The organism is Martinezella sp. CNPSo 3795, from assembly GCF_057784475.1.
The window spans coordinates 1031570-1051362 of the sequence record NZ_JBXSOQ010000001.1 but is presented as its reverse complement, the minus strand read 5'-3'; the positions used below and the strand labels follow the sequence as shown (position 1 = coordinate 1051362).

Sequence of the window (19793 nt, the reverse complement as noted above, 5' to 3'; positions counted from 1 at the left end):
TCAGGCCGCGCTTGCGCCGCTCTGGCCGCGTCTCGAGGCGGAGATTGCCGTCTGTCCAGTCGTCTTCTCGGATGAGCAGACCAAATTGCGCCCGTTGCGCTTGGCTTGATAGAGCCGGTTGTCCGCAACGACGACCAGCTTTTCCCAATTTTCGAACATGCATTGCGCCTGCCAATCGACGCCGAAGCTCGCAGTCACCTTCAAGCCATGCTCATCGCTGACGACGGCTTGCGCTAATGTTTCCCGCAATCGCTCGGCCGTTGAACGCGCCGAGGCCTCGGTGACGTCACCCATTACGACGATGAATTCCTCACCGCCGTAGCGGGCGAATAGATCGGCGGCGCGCAGGCACGGGCCTAGAATCTGCGCCGTTCTTTGCAGCACCATGTCGCCGACGGCGTGACCGTACCGATCATTGATCGATTTGAAATGGTCGATATCGAACATGATGATTGCAAAGCCTCGGGAGCCCGCTGTCGGGGTCGCGAGCAATTCCTCCACCGCATCCTCCAATGCGCGCCGATTGAGAAGGCCAGTGAGTGCATCCGTCTGGGAGAGACGCCTCAACTCCTCCGTCATCGATTTGCGCTCCATTTCCAGGTGCCGCTTGAAGCGTTGCTGCTCACGCAAAAGGTCAAGACGCAGGAACAGCTCCCGCATTTCACGTCCGGCGTGAGGTATCGGTGGTGGCGTCGTAAGGTTGCCGACGGCAATCTCGTCGATCTGTCGCATGACGGCCAGCATCGGCCGAAAGAGCGAACGCCTGAGCACGTAGGCCAACCCAATCACAACCGATACCGCCATGACGGCAAGCAGCGCGGAGATCAGCATGGCTCTCAGGGATTTCTGCCGTACTTCTCCAAGAGAATTCAATGCCGCGGTTTCGATGAGTTCACGCAGGTTCTCGGTCGATTTCATTCCAGGCACGTATTTCGCTGTGAACTCTCCGGGTGTGAGCGCATCGCTCGCATTCGGATCAAAGGCGACGCGCTGAGCGTAAGGCAGCGCTCCGGCAAAGTAACTGACCGTCACCTGATCCAACAGCCTTGCCAAAGCCTGCGATTGCAATGTAACGGGCGCATAGGTTTTCAGCAGCGCATTCACTTCAAAAAGCCGGTTTAACTCGTTGTCGAACGCAGCTCTATAGTGGGAACGGGCTTGCCCCTGCGAGGCCAGCATTATGACGACATAGGAGCCCAGCCTTCCGGCACGCTCTCTGAGCGTTCCGGCCATCGAGGTCAGCATGACTTCGGCGCCTGTCTCAGGCGCCAGTGCGATGACCGATCGGCCGGCGACATCCCGGTAATCCTGGGCGCGATCCGCTGCACGGAACATCGCCTGTATGGCGTCTGCGATCTTTACGCCGCTGCGCTCGCCGCGTGGCAAGGCGGCCACTGCATCGACCGCCTGGCGGCCGCTCTCCAGCTGAGCCTTAAGCGCCATGAATGCGCTGCGCATTTCAGCGGACTGGTCTATTTCCGTTTTAAAGAGCGCTTCAAGCTTGGCGATATCCCTATCGGTTGCTTCGCGGCTTGCTTTCAGATCGGCGGCAAATTGCGCTTGTTCACGCTCCGAAGCGCCCATGAGACTGTTTGCAGGACCGCGCTCTCTCGATATCGTCGCGGCCGCATGCAGTGCAGTATGAAAACGACCGAATTCGATCACGCCGCGTTTGTAGTTGAGGTAATCCGACAGGCTGAAGGCAATCGTCGAGCCGGCCATCATCAGGCAAACCATGATAACAGCTATTGCGCCGATCCATTGTAGCTGTTGAATTTTAAGCCGCGACAATAAATGCTCTCCAAAATCACCGTCTATTGCGGATTACATCAGATTTGATGGAATCTTCACTTAACGAACAGGCTTAAATCTTTCTCATGTTCTTTAAGTCCGCATATCCGAACAGTCGGCCTGATATGACAGTCTTCCGCGCGCGGGATGACAGTTTTGTCGATCTTGAGCCGCAATTATATTGCGGCTGGTTGCCGGCGTCGTGCTCCGCGCATGCGATAGGAAAGAATAGTGCCGAAAATGCGTTCGCGGCGCGTATCGCAACTGCTTGATAGCGGACCTGCTTCATCAAGCGGTTCTTGCCGGGCAAGTCTAGTTTTGCAGAAAAATCGAAGGCATCAGGTTGGCCCGAGCCGAATAATGTGGCTGGCCGACGACATGGGATATCACCAGCGCATAGACCAGGATAGAGCCGACTACGATGACGATGCCGCTAATGGGAAGCCCAATTTTTGAGTTGGGAGCCGTCGACGTATCCGGCGGATTCGCGCGGCCGGCCTTTCGGGTGGTTTGATTCGCCATTGCAAGGGGAAGCTGCAGCTCCCTTTCCATGCGAGCCTGCGCATCAAGGTGCTTGCCGTATCTCGCTGCGGGCCGAAACTGGATGACTTCGCCCATTTCTCACGCGGTCCCTTTCACCGCTTTCGGTTATTGGCCATTTTCCTGGCTGTTGTCATTATTGCCGTAGTCGACACGAACCACGACCTTTTCCGGTCGTTGCTCGCCATGCTGAACGATCACAGTCACGATACAACGATTCTCACGTGGCTTGACGGATAGGAGGCGTCCCTTGGTCGTCGACAGAACCTGATCCACCGCACTCGAGCAATCCTGAACATTGTAGGTGCTTTGAGTGATTTGACCCGCCATTGCGGAACCTGCAATCGAAATTCCCGCAAGTATCGTTAGGACCCTGATCATGCTTACACTATACCTCAACGAAGGCAAGGAAGCGACAGCAGTTCGCAACAAACCAAGTCTATTTGCGTCATCTTTCCAGCTGTGCGGCAGAAAGCACAGAGGCTAATATCGGTAGGCAGATATAGACTTTCATGATGAATTCATCGATGGAGATGCGGCGCAGCCTGCCGCCCTGTCAAAGATTGGGCGCGATCGCGCCATCGAGATCAATCCGTTCGTCCCTGGGAGAACGATGCTTACTCTGGAAACCTCCCGGCTCGTTCTCAGGCCTTGGCAGGATAGCGACCGCGCTCCTTTTGCAGCCGTAAACGCGGATGCGCAGGTTCGGCAATATTACTATCCGAGCCTGCTCACGGCTGCCGAGACAGATGAACTGATCGATGAAGCCAACGCGCAGTTGGCCAACGAAGGTTTCGGCTTCATGGCCGTCGAGCGGAAAGCCGATGGCGCACTGATTGGCGGCGCGGGTCTTTCACGCCCTGGTCCGGAAGTTCCGGGCGATTTTCCATTGGAGATCGGTTGGATTCTGGGGCGTGCATACTGGCGGCAGGGTTACGCGGCGGAAATCAGCCGGCGTTGCCTGGATTTCGCCTGGCAGGAACTGCAGGCTGATTGTGTGATCGGCTATACCTCGGCGATCAACATTCCTTCCCGCCGCGTGATGGAGAAAATTGGCATGATCTATGTCGAGGGCGGTGATTTCGATGACATCACCGTGCCGCCAGGCCATATTCTGCGACCGCACGTGCTCTATCGCATCGACCGTCCCAAGCAGAAAATCCATGAATGAACAGGAGTAAGCCGCTCCGAAAGCCTGCGGATCGGCCATCCCTATTCTTGCGTTCCCCGTCCTCTCACGCGAAATATTTGCCATGAGCATACCGACATCCCACCCCTTCGATTTTGATCCGACCTATGGCATGCAGCTTGCACAGTTGCAGGCGATAGAGACGCCGGAAGCCCCGGCGGGCTTCGACGATTTCTGGCAGCAGCGCTACAGGGCGGCTCTCGCCGTCGATCCGCAACCCAAGCTTCGCCACAGCAAGCTGCGCCACGACAATTGGCACGTCTTTGATATCAGCTACGCGTCGACAGGGTTATTTCAGATCAATGGCTGGCTGCTCATTCCCCGCAGCGGACAGGTGCGGCGCGGCCTCGTTGTCGGACACGGATATGGCGGAAGAGACCAACCGGAATTCGATTGGCCGGTAGAAGAAACGGCGATCCTTTTTCCCTGCTGCCGCGGGCTCTCCCTCAGCGCCAGCCCGAAAATCCCCTCGGATGCGTCGGGCCATGTCCTTTGCGGCATCGAAAGCCGCGATACCTATGTCATCGGCGGCTGCGTGGAAGACATTTGGCTCGCCGTCTCGACATTGGAGACCCTCTATCCCTGGCTTGCCGGCCATATCGGCTATAGCGGCATCAGTTTCGGTGGCGGCATCGGTGCCCTGGCAATTCCTTTCGATGCGCGGATCAGGCGCGGCCATCTCATCGTCCCGACTTTTGGCCACCGGCAGCTATGGCTGACACTGCCAACAGTCGGCAGCGCCCAATCGGTTCAGGCCTATCAGCAAAAGCACGGCACCGTTCTTGAGACACTGCGGTTCTTCGATGCTGCGATCGCCGCTCAGCGTATCACTGTGCCGATGCTTGTCGCACCCGCGCTTTTCGATCCCGCCGTCGCGCCACCCTGCCAGTTCTCTGTCGCAAATGCGCTGCAGAAATTTAACGAAATCTTCATTCTGGATGCCGGTCACTTCGATTATACTGGCGGCGAGCAGCAGAACGCAATTCTGCGAGACAAGGTCGGGCAATTCTTCAAGGTGCTATGAACCGCGAATACCTATGCTGGTACAGTCCTCGGCTGCATCGCGACATGGAGTTGCTGGTGTTCGGCCATGCCGGCGCCAAGGTATTGGTATTTCCCACCCGCGACGGTCGCTTCTGGGAATATGAGCAGGTCGGCATCGTCGCCAGCCTCGCGGACAAGCTGAATGCCGGACAGCTTCAGCTCTACTGCATCGAGGGACTGGCAACCGAAACCTTCTACGGTTTCCATCGCCATCCGGCCGAGCGCATTCGCAGACATAACGCTTTCGAGGAATATATTCTCAACGAAGTCCTGCCGCTGATGGCGCAGAAGAACGGGCACGAGTGCACCATTGTTCACGGCTGCAGCCTCGGCGCTTTCCAAGCCGCGAGTCTGGTTTTTCGCCACCCTCACCTCTTCCGCAAGCTGGTCGTCTTTTCCGGCCGTTACGACCTGACGACGAATGTCGAATCCTTCACGGATCTATTCGACGGTTATTACGACGACGATATCTATTTTCACACCCCGACGCATTTTCTGCCGAGACTTGCCTGCGAATGGCGGTTGGAGAGCCTGCGCCAGATCGACATCGTGATGGCGATCGGAGATGCCGATCCCTTCCTCGACAACAATCGGTATCTGAGCCACTTGCTAGCCGACAAGCGGATCGATCATCGGCTGCATGTATGGGATGGGCGCGCCCATCAGGCAGGCGCATGGCGGCGAATGGCGCCGCTCTACATCTAGCGAAAGCGCGTTTCCGGTCGCTCAAGCAAGCCCGACCGGGATCGGCCGTAGCACCTTGTGCGTGCCGTAATCACGCTCGTGAGATTTGCGATGCTGCCGTTCGGAGCTTGCGGAAAACTCGACAAGAATACGTTCCATCATGCCATCCGGATAAGTGCCGGTGTCCTCGGTTGCTACTTCCGATTGGGCAGTCACGATCTTCATATTCATTTATAGTCCTCCGGCTCTGCACGGAAACCCTTGATTCCAATATCTGTTCCATTAGTATCTCAACAATTGTTAAAAAATTAACTACGTTCGTTAATCAAATCAGTCCACAGATCCTAAAGCTTGAACGGGTGAGTGGATTGGAACATTCTCGCAATCGTGACGTTCAGTCTCTGATTTGATTAGGGGGATTGATGAACCGATCCAAATCGCCCTGGGCGTGGCTCCTCTCGTTGCCGGCGAAACTACAGACACCGATTTCGTTATAGCCAGCCGTCGAGGTCCGGAGGGACTTCGCGCGAGTTTGCAAGCCTTCGAGTAATCACTGTCTCATCGACGGTTAGATTGGAGCAGATCATGGCCCTCGTAATCACATCGATCATCCTCGCACTTATCGGTCTGGCGCTCGGCGGCGGTGGGCTGTGGCTTGCACTGCTCGGTGGAAGCCTTTTTTATCTTTTGGCCGGTCTTGCCTTCCTGGTAACCGCCATCCTGCTTTATACGCGGAAAGCCGCCGCGCTCTGGTTCTACGCGATCTTCGTGCTGGCAGCGCTTGGATGGGCGATATGGGAGGTCGGTTTCGACTGGTGGCAACTCGGCCCGCGCGGCGGGTTGATCATTCTGATCGGTCTGTGGCTATTGATACCATGGGTCCGGCGCCCGCTGGGCTTTCGCAGCCTGGACGGCGTTCACTACGGGGCCAATCCCTGGCCGCTCGCGATCCCCTTGATCATCGCCATCCTAGTAGCCGTCTATTCGATGACGACAGATCCACATGATCTCTCCGGTAATCTGCCAACGACAATGGCTGCGAATGCCCCGATGGGCGGCGATGTGCCGGATGGTGAATGGCATCAGTATGGCAGAACCTCCTTCGGCCAGCGTTACTCGCCCCTCGATCAGATCAATGCGCAGAATGTCGCGAACCTCAAAGAAGTCTGGCGCTATCAGACCGGCGATGTGAAGCGTCCCGACGACATTGGCGAGACGACCTATCAGGTCACGCCGCTGAAGATCGGCGACACGCTTTACATCTGCACACCCCATAGCCTGGCGATCGCCATCGGTGCGACGGACGGCAAGGAAAAATGGCGCTACGATGCCAATGCCGGCATGAACCCCAACCGACAGCATCAGACCTGCCGCGGCGTCTCCTATTACCATGACACGGCAGTTGCCGCGGGAGCGCCGTGTGCCGATCGCGTCTATCTGCCGACCTCGGATGCCAGGCTGATCGCGCTCGATGCCGCCAACGGCAAGGTTTGTCCGAGTTTTGCCAATCAGGGCACCCTGCATCTTGAAACCGGCATGAAATACAATCCGGCGGGCTATTATTATTCGACCTCGCCGCCCGTGATCGTCGCCGACAAGATCATTATTGGCGGCGCGGTAAACGATAACTATTCCACCCAGGAGCAATCCGGCGTCATCCGCGCCTTCGATGCCCGGACGGGCGCACTGCTCTGGAACTGGGATTCGGGCAATCCCGATCAGACGGCGCCGCTGCCTGCCGGGCAGACGTATACGACCAACTCACCGAATAGCTGGTCGGTTTCAAGCGCCGACGAAAAGCTCGGCATGGTTTATGTTCCGCTTGGCAACCAGACGCCCGACCAGCTTGGCATGGGCCGCAGCGCCAATGTCGAACGCTTCTCCTCCTCGGTTGTGGCGCTCGATATCAATACCGGCCAGCTCAAATGGGTGCAGCAATTCGTCCATCACGATCTCTGGGACATGGACGTGCCGGCCCAGCCCGTGCTCGTCGATCTGACCAAGGCCGACGGCAGCACGGTTCCTGCGCTGGTTGCCTCGACCAAGCAGGGCGATATCTACGTGCTCGACCGCCGTACCGGCGCGCCGATCATTCCCTTCAAGGAAATTCCGGCTCCCGCCGGCACCATTCCGGAAGATCACGCCTCACCGACACAGCCGATCTCCGATCTGACCTTCTCGCCGCCGCCCTTACAGGAAAAGGACATGTGGGGCGTTTCGCTGTTCGATCAGCTCGCCTGCCGTATCGCCTTCCATCAGCATCAATATGAAGGCCGCTACACGCCCCCGTCGCTGCGCGGCTCCATCATCTTCCCCGGCAATTTCGGCACCTTCAACTGGGGCAGCGTCGCCGTCGATCCCGAACGGCAGATCATGTTCGGCATGCCGACTTATCTCGCCTTCACCTCGAGACTCGTGCCGCGCGCCGAGATCCCGCCGAAGGGAGCCGGCGACAAGGGTAGCGAACAGGGGCTGAACCGAAACGAAGGTTCACCCTATGGCGTCTATATGGGGCCGTTCGTCAGCCCGCTCGGCATCCCCTGTCAAGCACCGCCTTGGGGCTATGTCGCCGGTGTCGATCTGAAGACCGGCAAGATCGCCTACAAGCATAAGAACGGCACCGTTCACGATATGACGCCGCTGCCCCTTCCCTTCAAGGTCGGCGTTCCCGGCATTGGCGGGCCGATCGTCACCAAGGGCGGAGTAGCATTCCTGGGGGCAGCCGTGGATGATTATCTCAGGGCATATGACGTGACGACCGGGAGACAACTCTGGCAGGCGCGTCTACCGGCGGGTGGCCAGGCAACGCCGATGACCTATACCGCCAGCGACGACAAGCAATATGTCGTCATGGTGGCCGGTGGTCACGGTTCTGTGGGAACAAAACCAGGCGACTATGTGATCGGCTATACGCTGCCATGAGTCGATGATGGAGCGGCGCTAAGCCGCTCCCTTCTGCCGTACCCGGCTTAGCTCTTCGAAGAGCGGAGGCCGCCCTCGGCACCATCGTCCTCGGCGTCCACGGGAGGCTCCCAGCCGAAAACGCTGCGGCCGCCATAGGAGAAGGAGCGGTCGAATTCGCCCGCTACGATCTCCTTGAGATCGGGGCCGGTGACATAGCGCTCCAGTATTCTCGATTGGTCATCCAGGCGCTTCAGCGCAGACAATTCTTCGTCGCGACCGAGACGCCCTTTCCTGACCGCCGATTTCATCACATTGATGGTCTCGTCATAGACCTTCAGCGGCACCGGAAAGGGATGCCGGTCCTTGCCGCCATGGGCGAGCGAGAAGCGCGCGGGATCGGAGAAGCGGCAAGGTGCGCCGTGAACGACTTCAGCGACCATCGCCAAAGCTTTTACAGTGCGTGCGCCGACGCCGGGCGTCAGAAGCAGATCCTCGAAATCCACCGGACCACGATCGGCAGCCGCAGCAAGATTTCCGTGCAGGCGCCGCATGTTCACATCTTCCTGACGCACGTCGTGATGTGCCGGCATGATAAGATATGGCAGCATCGGTTGCGCTTCTTGTTTGCCGATTGCTGGAACTTTCCCTTCCAGAGCGTTGAATTCGCGGACGATTTTATCCGGCCCCAGGGAAGCGAGCAAATCCAGCTGACCGTCGCGGGAGTGGCCGGCGCGTCGATCGGCGAGATTAATGATCTCGCCCTGCTCGCGCCCCTCGATGGCAGAGTGTGGCGAATCCAGGAAGTTCGTCAAACCCTCCGATAGCCAATGATACCGCCGCGCCTGCCGCCGTTCATCGTTCATGCCCTGCTGGATGACGACCCACTTGCCGTCATCGGCGACGATGAAACCATGCAGATAGAGATCGAAGCCATCCTGCACGGCCGCGCTATCCACCTTCGCGATCAGCCGGCTTTTCATGGCAAGGGACGCGCCGTCGAGGCCGACGCGATCGCCGATATGGATGAGCTCGTCCGGCGTCTTGCGCGACTGCGCACCGCGGCCGCCGCAAACGTGGATTCCGAGTTCGCCGGAAAGCGGCGTCAGACCGCGCTTCAAGGCACCGAGAACGCTTGTCGTGATCCCCGAGGAATGCCAGTCCATGCCCATGACGGCGCCGAAGGACTGGAACCAGAAGGGATTGGCGAGACGGCGAAACAGCTCGTCACGCCCATAATGCTGCACGATCGCTTCGGTAATGACAGCGCCCAGGCGCGTCATGCGATCGCCAAGCCAGCGCGGTACGCGTCCACCATGCAGGGGAAGATCAGCTTTGCCGGCTCTCTGTGCCAAATCCACGACTCTCGTTCTTTACCGAGACATTGTAGTCCCGGCAGCGAAGATATGCCAATCGCAACGCTTAGCGATCATTGGAGGTGGTACTGTTGGATTGTGATGAGATTAGGCCAATACCGGTGCCGGTGCAAAATCCTGCATTGCCCCCGAAAAGGGCTTTGGCAATGGCGAGGCGTAGGAACTGCGCTTGCTGGTGGATAGTCCCAGAGACACCAAAGCTTCGGCCTGCTTGACCGCTGCGGCGACACCATCCACGACCGGGACGCCGTAAATCGACTGTAGTTCTCTTGCCAGATCGGTCATCCCGGCGCAGCCGAGGACGATGGCTTCTGCTCCGTCTTCGGCAAGCGCGCGCTCGATTTCCGCCCTCAGCTTTCCGATTGCACCCGAAGACGAATCTTCAAGCTCGAGCACAGGGATGTCGGAGGCGCGAACCTTTGCCCGCGCGCCCATGCCATAACGATGGACAAGATTGTCGATGAGGATGCGTGACCGCTCGAGCGTCGTCACCACGCTAAAGCGCTGTGCCAGGAAGCCGGCCGTCGCGACGGCCGCCTCGCAGAGACCGACGACCGGAACGTTGCAAAACATGCGTGCGGGCTCCAGGCCGGTGTCGTCGAAGCAGCAGATGATCGCGGCGTCATAACCTTCAGCCTGCCTCTCCTTCAGCTCGCGCAGCATGCCGGGCACGGCAATAGCTCCATCGTAATAGCCCTCGATCGAAGCCGGCCCCATCTGCGAGGTGGCGGCGATGATCTCGGTGCCGGGGCCTGCTACGGCACGCGCAGCGATGGCCGCCTTCTCCGTCATGGAAACGGTGGTGTTCGGATTGATGAGCAGCAGGCGCATGATCTCAACTTTTCTTGGCTTGACGGCGGCCGAGCATGGTCATGACCGCAAGCGCCAGCAGAATGATGGTGAAGGAAAAGAGCGTCGTCACCGTCCCGAGCGCATAGAGCACCGGCGTCGTGACGTTCGTCGTCATGCCGTAGATCTCGAGCGGCAGAGTGTTGTAGGTGCCCGATGTCATCAGGGTGCGAGCGAACTCGTCGTAAGACAGCGTGAAGCCGAAGAGGCCGACGCCGATCAGGCTCGGTGCGATCATCGGCAGCACGACATGACGGAAGGTTTGCCAGGAGCTGGCGCCAAGATCGCGAGCGGCCTCCTCATAGGCCGGCGAAAACCGGTTGAAGACTGCAAACATGATCAGCACGCCGAAAGGCAAGGTCCAGGTCAAATGCGCGCCGAAGGCAGAGGAATACCAGGCCGGCGCAATGCCGCCCTGCTGGAAGACGACGCCGATCCCGAGCGAGATGATGATGGATGGGACGACGAGGCTCGCAACCGTCGCATAGAACAGGAATGTCGATCCGCGGAACCGGCGGCGAAAGGCTAGCCCTGCCAGCAGCGACACAACGACGGTGACGATCATGACCATGACGCCAAGGATCAGCGAGCGCTGGAACGAGGCGCCGAAATCGCCGACCGCCTGCTTCTCAAAAAGATTGGCGAACCAATGCAGTGAGACGCCATTCAACGGGAAGGTCAAGCCGCCATCCGGCCCCTGGAAAGACAGGATGATGACCGCCGACAGTGGGCCATAGAGAAACAACACGAAGATCGTGAAGAAGATCGCGAGAACATAAAATTCCAGGCTGCGCTTTTCACGGTTCATCCTAGAGCTCCTTGCGGATATCGACGATACGCAGGATGGCGGCAACCATCAGCAGCACGACGATCAGCAGCACGACCGCATTGGCGGCTGCGGCCGGATATTGCAGCAGCGACATCTGGTTCTTCATCATCAGCGCGATGGATGCGCTTTGGCCGCCCGACATCACCTGCACGGTGGAAAAATCCGCCATGACGAGCGTGACGACGAAGATGCTGCCGATCGCCATTCCGGGCTTGGCAAGCGGGATCACCACATTCCACAACACCTGCCATCCGCTGGCGCCGGCATCGCGCGCGGCTTCAAACAGCGAACGGTCGATACGCATCAGCGTGTTGAAGATCGGAGTGACCATGAAGAGCGTATAGAGATGGACCATGGCGAGCACGACGGCGAAATCGGAATAGAGCAGCCATTCGATCGGCTGCGGGATGAGGCCCATCTCGATCAGCGTCGAATTGACCAGCCCGTTGCGCCCGAGAACGGGTATCCACGAGATCATGCGGATGATGTTGGATGTCATGAAGGGCACGGTGCAGACGAGGAAAAGGATCATCTGCGTCGAGGTGCGGCGAATATGGAAGGCAAGAAAATAGGCGACCCAGAAGCCGATGAAGAGCGTCAGCGCCCAGACAATTGCTGTGAATTTCAATGTGTTGAGGTAGGTTTTCCACGTAACCCACGAACCGAGCGTATCGGTATAATTCGTGGTCAGGAATGCCGGATAAAGGCCAGCGAAATCATAATCCCAGAAACTGACGACGCCGATCATGGCGATCGGTAACAGGAAGAAGAAGCCGAGAATGAGAAACAGCGGCGTTGCCTGCAGATAAGCAACGGTCCAGCCGGGCACGGCGAAGCCGCGTCGGGCCTTTTGAGTTTCCTGCTCCGCATCCGAGGAAGCGATTGTCGCCATAGTCCGGCTTCTCCATTGATAGGATCCTCCCCCCGTATCGGACGGGGAGAGGAAATGATCGATCGCAGCTTAGGCAGCGATGAATTCGTTCCAGCGACGAACCATGTAGCGGTCCTCGTCCATGACCGAGTTCCAGCAGGCAACCGCACCCATGCGGGTTTCGAAGGAACCGCCGTCGCGAACGGCGCCGGCCTTCTCCATGACCTTGCCTTCCGGAGAGAGGATATCGCCCTGCGCCGGCTTGCCCTCGATCCAGTAGCCCCATTCATCGGCCGACATGAAGTTCTTGGCCGTTTCCATGCAGGCGGAATAGTAGCCCTGGCGGTTGAGATAGCCGCCGACCCAGCCGGAGGTGTACCAGTTGATATATTCATAAGCCGCGTCGAGCTGCGCACCCTTGAGATGCGAGGCAAGGCCGAGACCGCCACCCCAGGCGCGATAGCCCTCCTTGAGCGGCTGGAAGGTGCAGGCAATGCCCTTGGAGCGGACGGCAGCAACCGCGGGCGACCACATGGACTGGATGACCACTTCGCCTGATGCCATCAGGTTGACGCTTTCGTCGAAGGACTTCCAGAAGGCACGGAACTGGCCATCGCCCTTGGTCTTGATCAGGAAGTCGATCGTCTTGTCGATTTCCGCCTTCGTCATGTTGCCCTTGTCGGCATATTTGATCTTGCCGGCGGCTTCCATGATCATCGCGGCATCCATGATGCCGATCGACGGGATGTTGAGGATCGCGGTCTTGCCCTTGAAGGCAGGATCGAGAATATCGGCCCAGCTGTTGATCGGACGGCCGGTGAGGTCCGGGCGGATGCCGAGCGTATCGGCGTTGTAGATGGTTGGAACCATCGTCATCCACTGCGTCGGCTCCTTGGCGAACTTCTTGGAGCCCTGTCCTTCGACGAAGCCGACGGTGTGCGGCGCCGTGCCCTGCGCAATGACGCTATCCGGCTTCAGCTTGCCGGTGATGAAGAGCGGCACGATCTTGTCGTAATATTTCAGCTTCTTGACGTCCATTGGCTGCAAGACGCCGGTCGGGAAGACCTTTTTGGCGATCCAGTATTCGATGTCGGCGATGTCATAGCTGTTCGGCTGCGTCACCGCACGCTGCGCGGCGGCATCGGAATCGGTCGCGGTCATCTCGAGCGTGATGCCGAGATCGGCCTTGCACTTCTCCGCAATGGCATTGATGTTCGAAACGCCGGTACCGAACTGGCGCAGCGTGATGTTCGATTGTGCCCAGATGGTCGGAAAACCGGTGATTACGCCGGAGCCGGCCATAGCGCCGAGAGCGGCAGCGCCGGTCTTCAGCAGCGAGCGGCGGGAAATGCCCTTCGTGGTCTTCTCAGTCCTGGTTTCAGTCGTCATGTCAGTTCCCCTTTTTTAATGCTTCGGATTTTCATGCGGATATACGGCCGAGAAGGATTGCATCCTTCTGAGCCCAACTCAGTGAGACAGCATCGCCAACGGTGAGCGATTTAGTCGCATCGTCGTCATTGCTTGCGATGACGGTGAAATCGTCGCTGCCAGCACCGATAACGGTGATCTTCAGCGTTGCGCCGCGATATTCGATATTGGAGACGACGCCGTTGAAGCCCAGCCCTTTGTCCGATGGCGGCGAAAGCCGGACGCGGTCGGTGCGGACCGCGATATCGACGGCTTCGCCGACGGCCCGACCTGACCCGTTTACCGAGAAGCCCTGCCCTTCAGGCACGGTCATGGTGATCAAGCCTTCTTCGCTCGACGTTACGCGGCCGGACAAGACATTATGATCACCCATGAAGCGGGCAACGAAGGCCGTTGCGGGGTGTTCGAACACCTCCCGCGGCGATCCTGCCTGCTCGATCCGGCCGTCATTCATGATGACCATGATATCGGCAAGCGCCATCGCCTCTTCCTGGCTATGCGTGACATGGACGAAAGTGATGCCGAGCGACTTCTGCAGCTTCTTCAGTTCTGCGCGCATGCGGATCTTCAGGAAGGGATCGAGCGCCGAAAGTGGCTCGTCGAGCAGCAACGCTTCCGGATCGGTGATCAGGGCGCGGGCAAGCGCGACACGCTGTTGCTGGCCGCCTGAAAGTTGGGCCGGACGGCGTGTGGCGTAGGCTTCCATCTGCATCAGCTTCAGCATTTCGAGCGCCTTTGCGCGGCGCTCTTCCTTGGCAACGCCCTTCATCTTCAGGCTGAAGGCGACATTGTCGATAAGATCCAGATGAGGAAACAGCGCATAGGACTGGAACATCATCGCCGTGCCGCGTTTGGCGGGCGGGAAATCGGTAACTACGGTATTGCCGAGCCTGATATCGCCGGAGGAAATCCCCTCGTGACCAGCAATCATGCGCAAGGTCGATGTCTTGCCGCAGCCGGAGGGGCCGAGGAAACAGCAATAGGAACCCGCCGGTATCTTCAGGCTGATCGCATGGACAGCCGTGGTCGTGCCGTAGACCTTCGAAACGGACACTATATCGATCTCTGCCGCTTTCGACATCATCTTCCCCTTTGGTTTGGGAAAGACACTGCATCAATCGTGCCAGTTTTGTCGGAGGTTGACTAACCGGCTGGAATTTCTGAATTTTTTCTCCGCAAAGAAATTTTGCCTTCTGATAGGCAATTAGGAATCTGCACAGGAAATAGGCTATTGTGCGCGATTTATGCAAAATATTGTATACATTTTATCGGCTTATTTGCATCAGATTTCGTTTAACTTCCGCGCGAAACCTGTCTATCATTGCAGCCAGTTACTCAGGCTACCGATCATGAACTCTTCAACAGATGCGCTTTTGACGCCCAGCGACGCCACCGATAGCGGCGCGCAACAAATCCGCGAGGCCATTCGCGACGCGATCGTGGAGCGGCGGCTCGCACCGGGCACGAAACTGTCCGAGAGCGATGTTGGCGCTCTCTTCAACGTCAGCCGGACACTGGCACGTGCTGCCCTGCAGGCTCTTTCCTATGAAGGGCTCGTCAGCGTCGAGAAAAACCGAGGCGCTTTCGTCGCCTATCCATCGCCAGAGGAAGCCCGACAGATATTCGCCGCGCGCCGCCTGGTCGAACCGGGGATAGTGCGATCGGCGGCCGAACACATCACCGCGGCCCAGCTCGCACAGCTCCGGCAGCTCCTCGTGGAAGAAGGCCGCCTTATGGGAGAGCGGGGTCAATCCGCGCGCCGGGCCGAGATCAAGGCCTCGGGCGACTTCCATCTGATGCTGGCGGCCATTTCCGGCAATCTCATCATGCAGCGCTTCATGGAGGAGCTTGTTGCTCGCTCCTCGCTGGTGATTGCACTTTATGGACAGTCAAGCGCCTCCAGTTGCGGCCATTCCGAGCATGGGGACATCATCACCGCGCTGGAGCGCAAGGATGTCGACACGGCCTGTCATCTCATGCTGCATCATATCGCGCATATCGAAGCCGATCTTGACCTACGTGAGCGCAAAAGCTTCGGCCTGAAAGAGGCTTTCGAGCGGTAGGACATCCGCTGCCCAGGCATTTCGCGCGCGACTGGTGGCCATCGATTCATGGAGAAAAAATTGAGCACGATCGAAACTCTCTTTACCCGGGCCAAACTTGCCGACGGTTCCATCAAGGACATCGGCGTCACGGGCGGGCGGATCGTGTCGATGACCGAGACTGGAGCACCGATTTCTGCCTTCCAGCTCATCGACCTTGAAGGTGCCCTCGTCGTGCCGAGCTTCGTCGAAGGGCATATTCATCTCGACACCAGTTTTTACGGTGATGCCTGGATACCGCACAAGCCGTGCGCCAACGGCTTCGACGTCCACGAACGTGTTGCCTTCCAGGCGCAAAACATGGCGCAGGCCGCGCCGATGGACGAAAGGGCCAGAAACCAGCTCGAACTCTGCATTGCCAACGGCAGCACGCATATGCGCAGTCATGTCATGGTGGACGGTTCCGTTGGACTGAAATCGCTGGAGACCGTGCTTGCCGTGCGCGAAGAATACCGCGACCTGATCGACATCCAGCTCGTTGCCTTTCCGCAAAGCGGCATTCTGAAGAGCCCCGGCACGCCGAAGCTCTTGGACGAGGCGATCGCCTTGGGAGCTGACCTTGTGGGCGGGCTCGATCCGGCAAGCTTTGACCGCGATGTCGAAAAACATCTCGATGTGGTTTTCGGCGTCGCCGAGAAGCATGGCGTCGATGTGGACATCCATCTTCATGACGGCGGCACGCTCGGCCTCTTCACCATCGAGCAAATCTGCGCCCGCACGCGTAAGCTTTACATGGGCGGGCACGTCGCGATCAGCCACGCCTACGGACTTGGCGATCTCTCGATCGAAGCGGCCAAGCGCGCTGCGGCCCTGATCGCCGAGAGCGGTGTCTCCATCATGACCAACGCACCCGGCGCCCATACCTTCCCGCCCGTCGCCCTGCTTCGGGCTGCCGGCGTCACTGTTTTCAGTGGCAGTGACAATATTCGCGACTCCTGGTGGCCGTATGGCGACGGCGACATGCTGGGTCGCGCCATGATGATCGGCTATCGGTCCGGCTTCTATACCGACGAAGAATTGAAGGTTGCCTTCGATGTCGTGACGGAAAGCGGCGCCAAGGCCCTGCTCCTGGAGGGTTATGGCTTGAAGATCGGCGCCAAAGCCGACTTCGTTACCTTGAAGGCGGAGCATATTCCCGAGGCGGTCGTCGCGGTGCCGAAAGGACGCGCGGTCTACAAGGCGGGCAAACTCGTCGCCAAAGATGGGACCGTCCTGCGGCGCTGATCAGGCACCAGGACTACGAATCGGTGAGCCTGCTAGAGCAACTCCAGGAAAAGTGTGCAGCGATTTTCCGTCCGGAATTGCGTGAAAACAAAGAGTTAGAGCGGTTCAGGTATTCCGTGAAAACCCGAACCGCTCTAGCGCTTTAGCTCTCTCTCGAATTTCTCGATCTGCTGCAGAACCCATGGGTCGTCGGCGGAATGTTGGATCGTTTCCTGTTCCGGCCGCCGTCTGCGGCGTATCCAATCGATGAAGGCGCGAAGCAATCGCATGTGGGTATCCGAGTTTTTCAGTATCTGCGAGGCCCGGCAGCCAGGCTCGAAAACCAATAGAAGCCGGGCCTCGACGACCGCAAGGCGTTGCGGTGATTGCCTTTTTGCCCGTGGGAAAATGAACGCTGGCTGAATATATTGCACGGCACGATAGTTTCCTCGCATCTTTGCAGCCACTAGGAGAGAGCCTGGAAACCAATCTCATTTCACGAATGAAGAGCTTTTTTACTTGAGCGTACCGCTATCGGCAAAACTGACCTAGCCGGGAGAGAAGACGACCGTTAGACAATGCCGCGTCGCTTCCGATTTCCCCGGAGCGGCACAAGCTTAGCCTCGCCTGTGCGGGGCTTTTTTCTTTTCGGCCTATGCTTTGCTGCGCCGCGGCTCGCCGCCCGGTGCATAAATCGTGTCCTGCTCGAAAGGAAATACCGAGCCGCACCGGCAGCGCACCATATGCTTGCGCGGATCGGTCGATGGCCGTTCCGTGGAAAAGCCGCGCGGCATCTCGTCTATCTTGAAATCGCGGCTCGTCGCCCGCCGATCGTCAGTTTCGGACACTTCGGCGAAGCCGGTATGGTCGCATTTCGCGCATTCCAGCTTCCGTGAATATCGATCTCTTGCGGCCATTCTCTTCCAGCCCGGGACTCACAACACGTTCCTTCTATCAGTGCTGCCGGTGCTCTTGAAGGCCGCAAACAACCTTCGTTACCGCTCGCTTTCCGTCCTTAAAAATTTGAGGGCTGGAAAAATGACCGTGCCAAGAAAAAGATATTGACCTGATGGCAGATGTCAGACCAATTTACTGTCCCATGACAAAACCCATGCTTACCCCTCTTCCTTCCATCGACCGGACGCAGCAAGTCATCGAGGCGCTGTCGACCTTCATCGAATCGTCCAAGCTGCAGGCAGGCGACCGGCTTCCGACCGAGCGCGAGTTGATGACCGCGCTTTCCGTGGGGCGCTCCACCATTCGCGAGGTGATCACCTATTTCCAGGCGCTCGGCGTCATGGAGACGCGCAAAGGCAGCGGCACCTATTTGCTGAAGCCGGTTTCGAAGGCGACGATCCATATGCCGCTTTCCTTCAACCCGTCACATCTGCGCGATGCGCTGCTGCAGACGCTGGAGGTCCGCCGCGGCATTGAATGCGAGGCCGGCATGGTGGCTGCGAGAAAGCGCACCGACGAAGACCTCGTCATCATCGAAGAGAAACTCAACGAGATGGAGCGCGTCCATATGGCCAAGGGCACATCCGGGCCTGAGGATCTTGCCTTCCATCTTGCCGTCTATGACGCCACGCATAACCCGCTGTTCCGGCAGCTTCTCGAACAGATGAGAGAAACCTTCGAGCGCTTCTGGGAGCATCCTTTCGATCGGCAGGATTTTGCTCGCCGCTCCTTTCCCTATCACCGCACGCTGTTCAACGCGATCGTCGACCAAGATCCCGAGGCAGCGCGCGCCGAAACATTGAAAATTCTCGACGTGGTCGAGGAAGACATCAAGGAAATGTCCAAATGACTGACGGGTTAGAGCCGTTCGAACTTGCCTCCCTCATCACCGCTCATGATGACGGCAACTTCGCCGATGCCGTGGTGCCGCCGATCTTCCAGACCTCGCTTTTTACCTTCTCCAGCTATGACGAGATGATCGCCTCCTATCGCGGCGAAAAGGTGCGGCCTACCTATACGCGCGGCCTCAATCCGACGGTGCGCCTGTTCGAGGAGATGCTGGCAAAACTCGAAGGCGCAGAAGATGCGCTCGGTTTTGCCAGCGGCATGGCCGCGATATCGTCGGCTGTTTTAAGCTTTGTCGAACCGGGCGACCGTATCGTTGCGGTCAAGCATGTCTATCCCGATGCCTTCCGTCTCTTCGGCACGGTTCTGAAACGCATGAAGGTCGAGGTGACCTATGTCGACGGCCGCGATGAGGAAGCCGTCTCCAAGGCGCTTCCCGGCGCAAAGGTCTTCTACATGGAAAGCCCGACGAGCTGGGTCATGGAAGCGCATGATGTCGGTGCGCTTGCCGCACTCGCCAAGCAGCACGGCGTCGTCTCGATGATCGACAATAGCTGGGCAACGCCTTACTTCCAGCAGCCGCTGAAGCTCGGCGTCGATCTCGTCATCCATTCCGCCTCGAAATATCTCGGTGGGCACAGCGACGTGGTCGCCGGCGTCGTTGCCGGGTCGAAGGAGATGATCGCGCGGCTGAAGGCAGAAGCCTATCCTTACCTCGGCGGCAAGCTCTCACCCTTTGACGCATGGCTCCTGATCCGCGGGCTTCGCACGCTGCCGATCCGCATGAAGGCACACGAGGCAGCGGCCTTGACGATCGCCAAGCGGCTGCAGGAGCTCGATGTCGTCGAACAGGTCTGCCATCCGGGTCTCGCCAATCGGTTGCCGGCCGGCTTGAACGGCACCTCAGGCCTGTTTTCATTCATCTTCCGCGAAGGCGTCGACGTGCGTGCGTTCGTGGATCGCCTCAAGCTCTTCAAGCTGGGTGTGAGCTGGGGCGGACATGAGAGTCTGATCGTGCCGGGCGAAGTCGTGCTGCAGCAGAAGGCGCAGCCGAATTCGGCGCATACTTTTGGCATCAATCCGCGCTCCGTACGTCTCCATGTCGGCCTCGAAGGAACCGAGGCCCTGTGGAAGGAACTCGAGGAGGCAATCGCCGCCGCCTCGTGACATCGTCAATCTGAGA

The 19793-nt window shown here is 58.5% G+C and carries 20 protein-coding genes; 8 read left to right on the top strand and 12 right to left on the bottom strand.

All coding sequences use genetic code 11. The features are described from left to right. From AC13QY_RS04820 to AC13QY_RS04810, 3 genes are all read right to left on the bottom strand, one after another. The gene (locus tag AC13QY_RS04820; protein WP_152096576.1) at positions 1–1791 is read right to left on the bottom strand and encodes a GGDEF domain-containing protein; all 1791 of its coding nucleotides are present in this window, start codon (positions 1789–1791) and stop codon (positions 1–3) included. Positions 1792–2103: 312 nt separating this feature from the next. Beyond that, positions 2104–2409: a hypothetical protein gene (locus AC13QY_RS04815; protein WP_113351174.1), complete on the bottom strand. Its 306-nt coding sequence runs from the start codon at positions 2407–2409 to the stop codon at positions 2104–2106. A 30-nt stretch (positions 2410–2439) separates the two neighbouring features. Then, positions 2440–2661 carry a hypothetical protein gene (locus tag AC13QY_RS04810; protein ID WP_113332647.1) on the bottom strand — a complete coding sequence of 74 codons (222 nt, stop codon included), beginning with the start codon at positions 2659–2661 and terminating at the stop codon, positions 2440–2442. A gap of 283 nt (positions 2662–2944) precedes the next feature. On the opposite strand from AC13QY_RS04810, the gene AC13QY_RS04805 reads away from it, so the two are divergent. The 3 genes from AC13QY_RS04805 (at position 2945) to AC13QY_RS04795 (ending at position 5269) form a co-directional block, all read left to right on the top strand. Then, entirely contained in the window at positions 2945–3502 is a 558-nt protein-coding gene (locus tag AC13QY_RS04805; protein ID WP_113351173.1) for a GNAT family N-acetyltransferase, read from the top strand. A gap of 82 nt (positions 3503–3584) precedes the next feature. Then, positions 3585–4544 (top strand): acetylxylan esterase, encoded by a 960-nt coding sequence (locus AC13QY_RS04800; RefSeq protein WP_113351172.1) that lies wholly within the window; start codon positions 3585–3587, stop codon positions 4542–4544. Beyond that, positions 4541–5269, top strand: a complete 729-nt coding sequence (locus AC13QY_RS04795; protein ID WP_113351171.1) for an esterase family protein — start codon at positions 4541–4543, stop codon at positions 5267–5269. Before AC13QY_RS04800 ends, AC13QY_RS04795 begins: the two co-directional genes overlap by 4 nt. A gap of 21 nt (positions 5270–5290) precedes the next feature. Here the strand turns inward: AC13QY_RS04795 and AC13QY_RS04790 are convergent, their stop codons facing one another. Continuing rightward, a complete protein-coding gene (locus tag AC13QY_RS04790) occupies positions 5291–5479 on the bottom strand; it encodes a hypothetical protein (RefSeq protein ID WP_113332651.1) in 189 nt (62 codons plus the stop codon). A gap of 354 nt (positions 5480–5833) precedes the next feature. Between AC13QY_RS04790 and AC13QY_RS04785 the strand changes: the two genes are divergently transcribed. Continuing rightward, positions 5834–8170 carry a glucose/quinate/shikimate family membrane-bound PQQ-dependent dehydrogenase gene (locus AC13QY_RS04785; protein WP_113351170.1) on the top strand — a complete coding sequence of 779 codons (2337 nt, stop codon included), beginning with the start codon at positions 5834–5836 and terminating at the stop codon, positions 8168–8170. 47 nt (positions 8171–8217) lie between these two features. On the opposite strand, the gene AC13QY_RS04780 is transcribed toward AC13QY_RS04785, so the two are convergent. From AC13QY_RS04780 to AC13QY_RS04755, 6 genes are all read right to left on the bottom strand, one after another. Then, positions 8218–9504 carry a DUF763 domain-containing protein gene (locus AC13QY_RS04780; RefSeq protein WP_113351204.1) on the bottom strand — a complete coding sequence of 429 codons (1287 nt, stop codon included), beginning with the start codon at positions 9502–9504 and terminating at the stop codon, positions 8218–8220. 108 nt (positions 9505–9612) lie between these two features. Then, positions 9613–10356 carry an aspartate/glutamate racemase family protein gene (locus AC13QY_RS04775; RefSeq protein ID WP_145317753.1) on the bottom strand — a complete coding sequence of 248 codons (744 nt, stop codon included), beginning with the start codon at positions 10354–10356 and terminating at the stop codon, positions 9613–9615. Positions 10357–10360: 4 nt separating this feature from the next. Continuing rightward, positions 10361–11182: an ABC transporter permease gene (locus AC13QY_RS04770; RefSeq protein WP_069615545.1), complete on the bottom strand. Its 822-nt coding sequence runs from the start codon at positions 11180–11182 to the stop codon at positions 10361–10363. Between the two features lies 1 nt (position 11183). Then, positions 11184–12095: an ABC transporter permease gene (locus AC13QY_RS04765; protein ID WP_113332656.1), complete on the bottom strand. Its 912-nt coding sequence runs from the start codon at positions 12093–12095 to the stop codon at positions 11184–11186. A 69-nt stretch (positions 12096–12164) separates the two neighbouring features. Next, positions 12165–13463, bottom strand: a complete 1299-nt coding sequence (locus AC13QY_RS04760) for an ABC transporter substrate-binding protein (protein ID WP_113332657.1) — start codon at positions 13461–13463, stop codon at positions 12165–12167. Between the two features lie 31 nt (positions 13464–13494). After that, positions 13495–14583 (bottom strand): ABC transporter ATP-binding protein, encoded by a 1089-nt coding sequence (locus tag AC13QY_RS04755; RefSeq protein WP_113351167.1) that lies wholly within the window; start codon positions 14581–14583, stop codon positions 13495–13497. Between the two features lie 268 nt (positions 14584–14851). Here AC13QY_RS04755 and AC13QY_RS04750 point away from each other — a divergent pair, with 268 nt between their 5' ends. Both AC13QY_RS04750 and AC13QY_RS04745 read left to right on the top strand, forming a co-directional pair. Beyond that, the gene (locus tag AC13QY_RS04750) at positions 14852–15565 is read left to right on the top strand and encodes a GntR family transcriptional regulator (RefSeq protein ID WP_113351203.1); all 714 of its coding nucleotides are present in this window, start codon (positions 14852–14854) and stop codon (positions 15563–15565) included. Positions 15566–15625: 60 nt separating this feature from the next. Further along, positions 15626–16828, top strand: a complete 1203-nt coding sequence (locus AC13QY_RS04745) for an amidohydrolase family protein (protein WP_233788769.1) — start codon at positions 15626–15628, stop codon at positions 16826–16828. A gap of 134 nt (positions 16829–16962) precedes the next feature. Here the strand turns inward: AC13QY_RS04745 and AC13QY_RS04740 are convergent, their stop codons facing one another. Both AC13QY_RS04740 and AC13QY_RS04735 read right to left on the bottom strand, forming a co-directional pair. Continuing rightward, entirely contained in the window at positions 16963–17097 is a 135-nt protein-coding gene (locus tag AC13QY_RS04740) for a hypothetical protein (RefSeq protein ID WP_257714007.1), read from the bottom strand. Positions 17098–17460: 363 nt separating this feature from the next. Then, complete coding sequence (locus AC13QY_RS04735; protein WP_113351164.1) at positions 17461–17724, bottom strand: hypothetical protein; 264 nt, start codon at positions 17722–17724, stop codon at positions 17461–17463. Positions 17725–17918: 194 nt separating this feature from the next. On the opposite strand from AC13QY_RS04735, the gene AC13QY_RS04730 reads away from it, so the two are divergent. Next, positions 17919–18614: a FadR/GntR family transcriptional regulator gene (locus tag AC13QY_RS04730; protein ID WP_113351163.1), complete on the top strand. Its 696-nt coding sequence runs from the start codon at positions 17919–17921 to the stop codon at positions 18612–18614. After that, complete coding sequence (locus AC13QY_RS04725) at positions 18611–19777, top strand: PLP-dependent transferase (protein ID WP_113351162.1); 1167 nt, start codon at positions 18611–18613, stop codon at positions 19775–19777. Before AC13QY_RS04730 ends, AC13QY_RS04725 begins: the two co-directional genes overlap by 4 nt. Positions 19778–19793 lie beyond the last annotated feature (16 nt).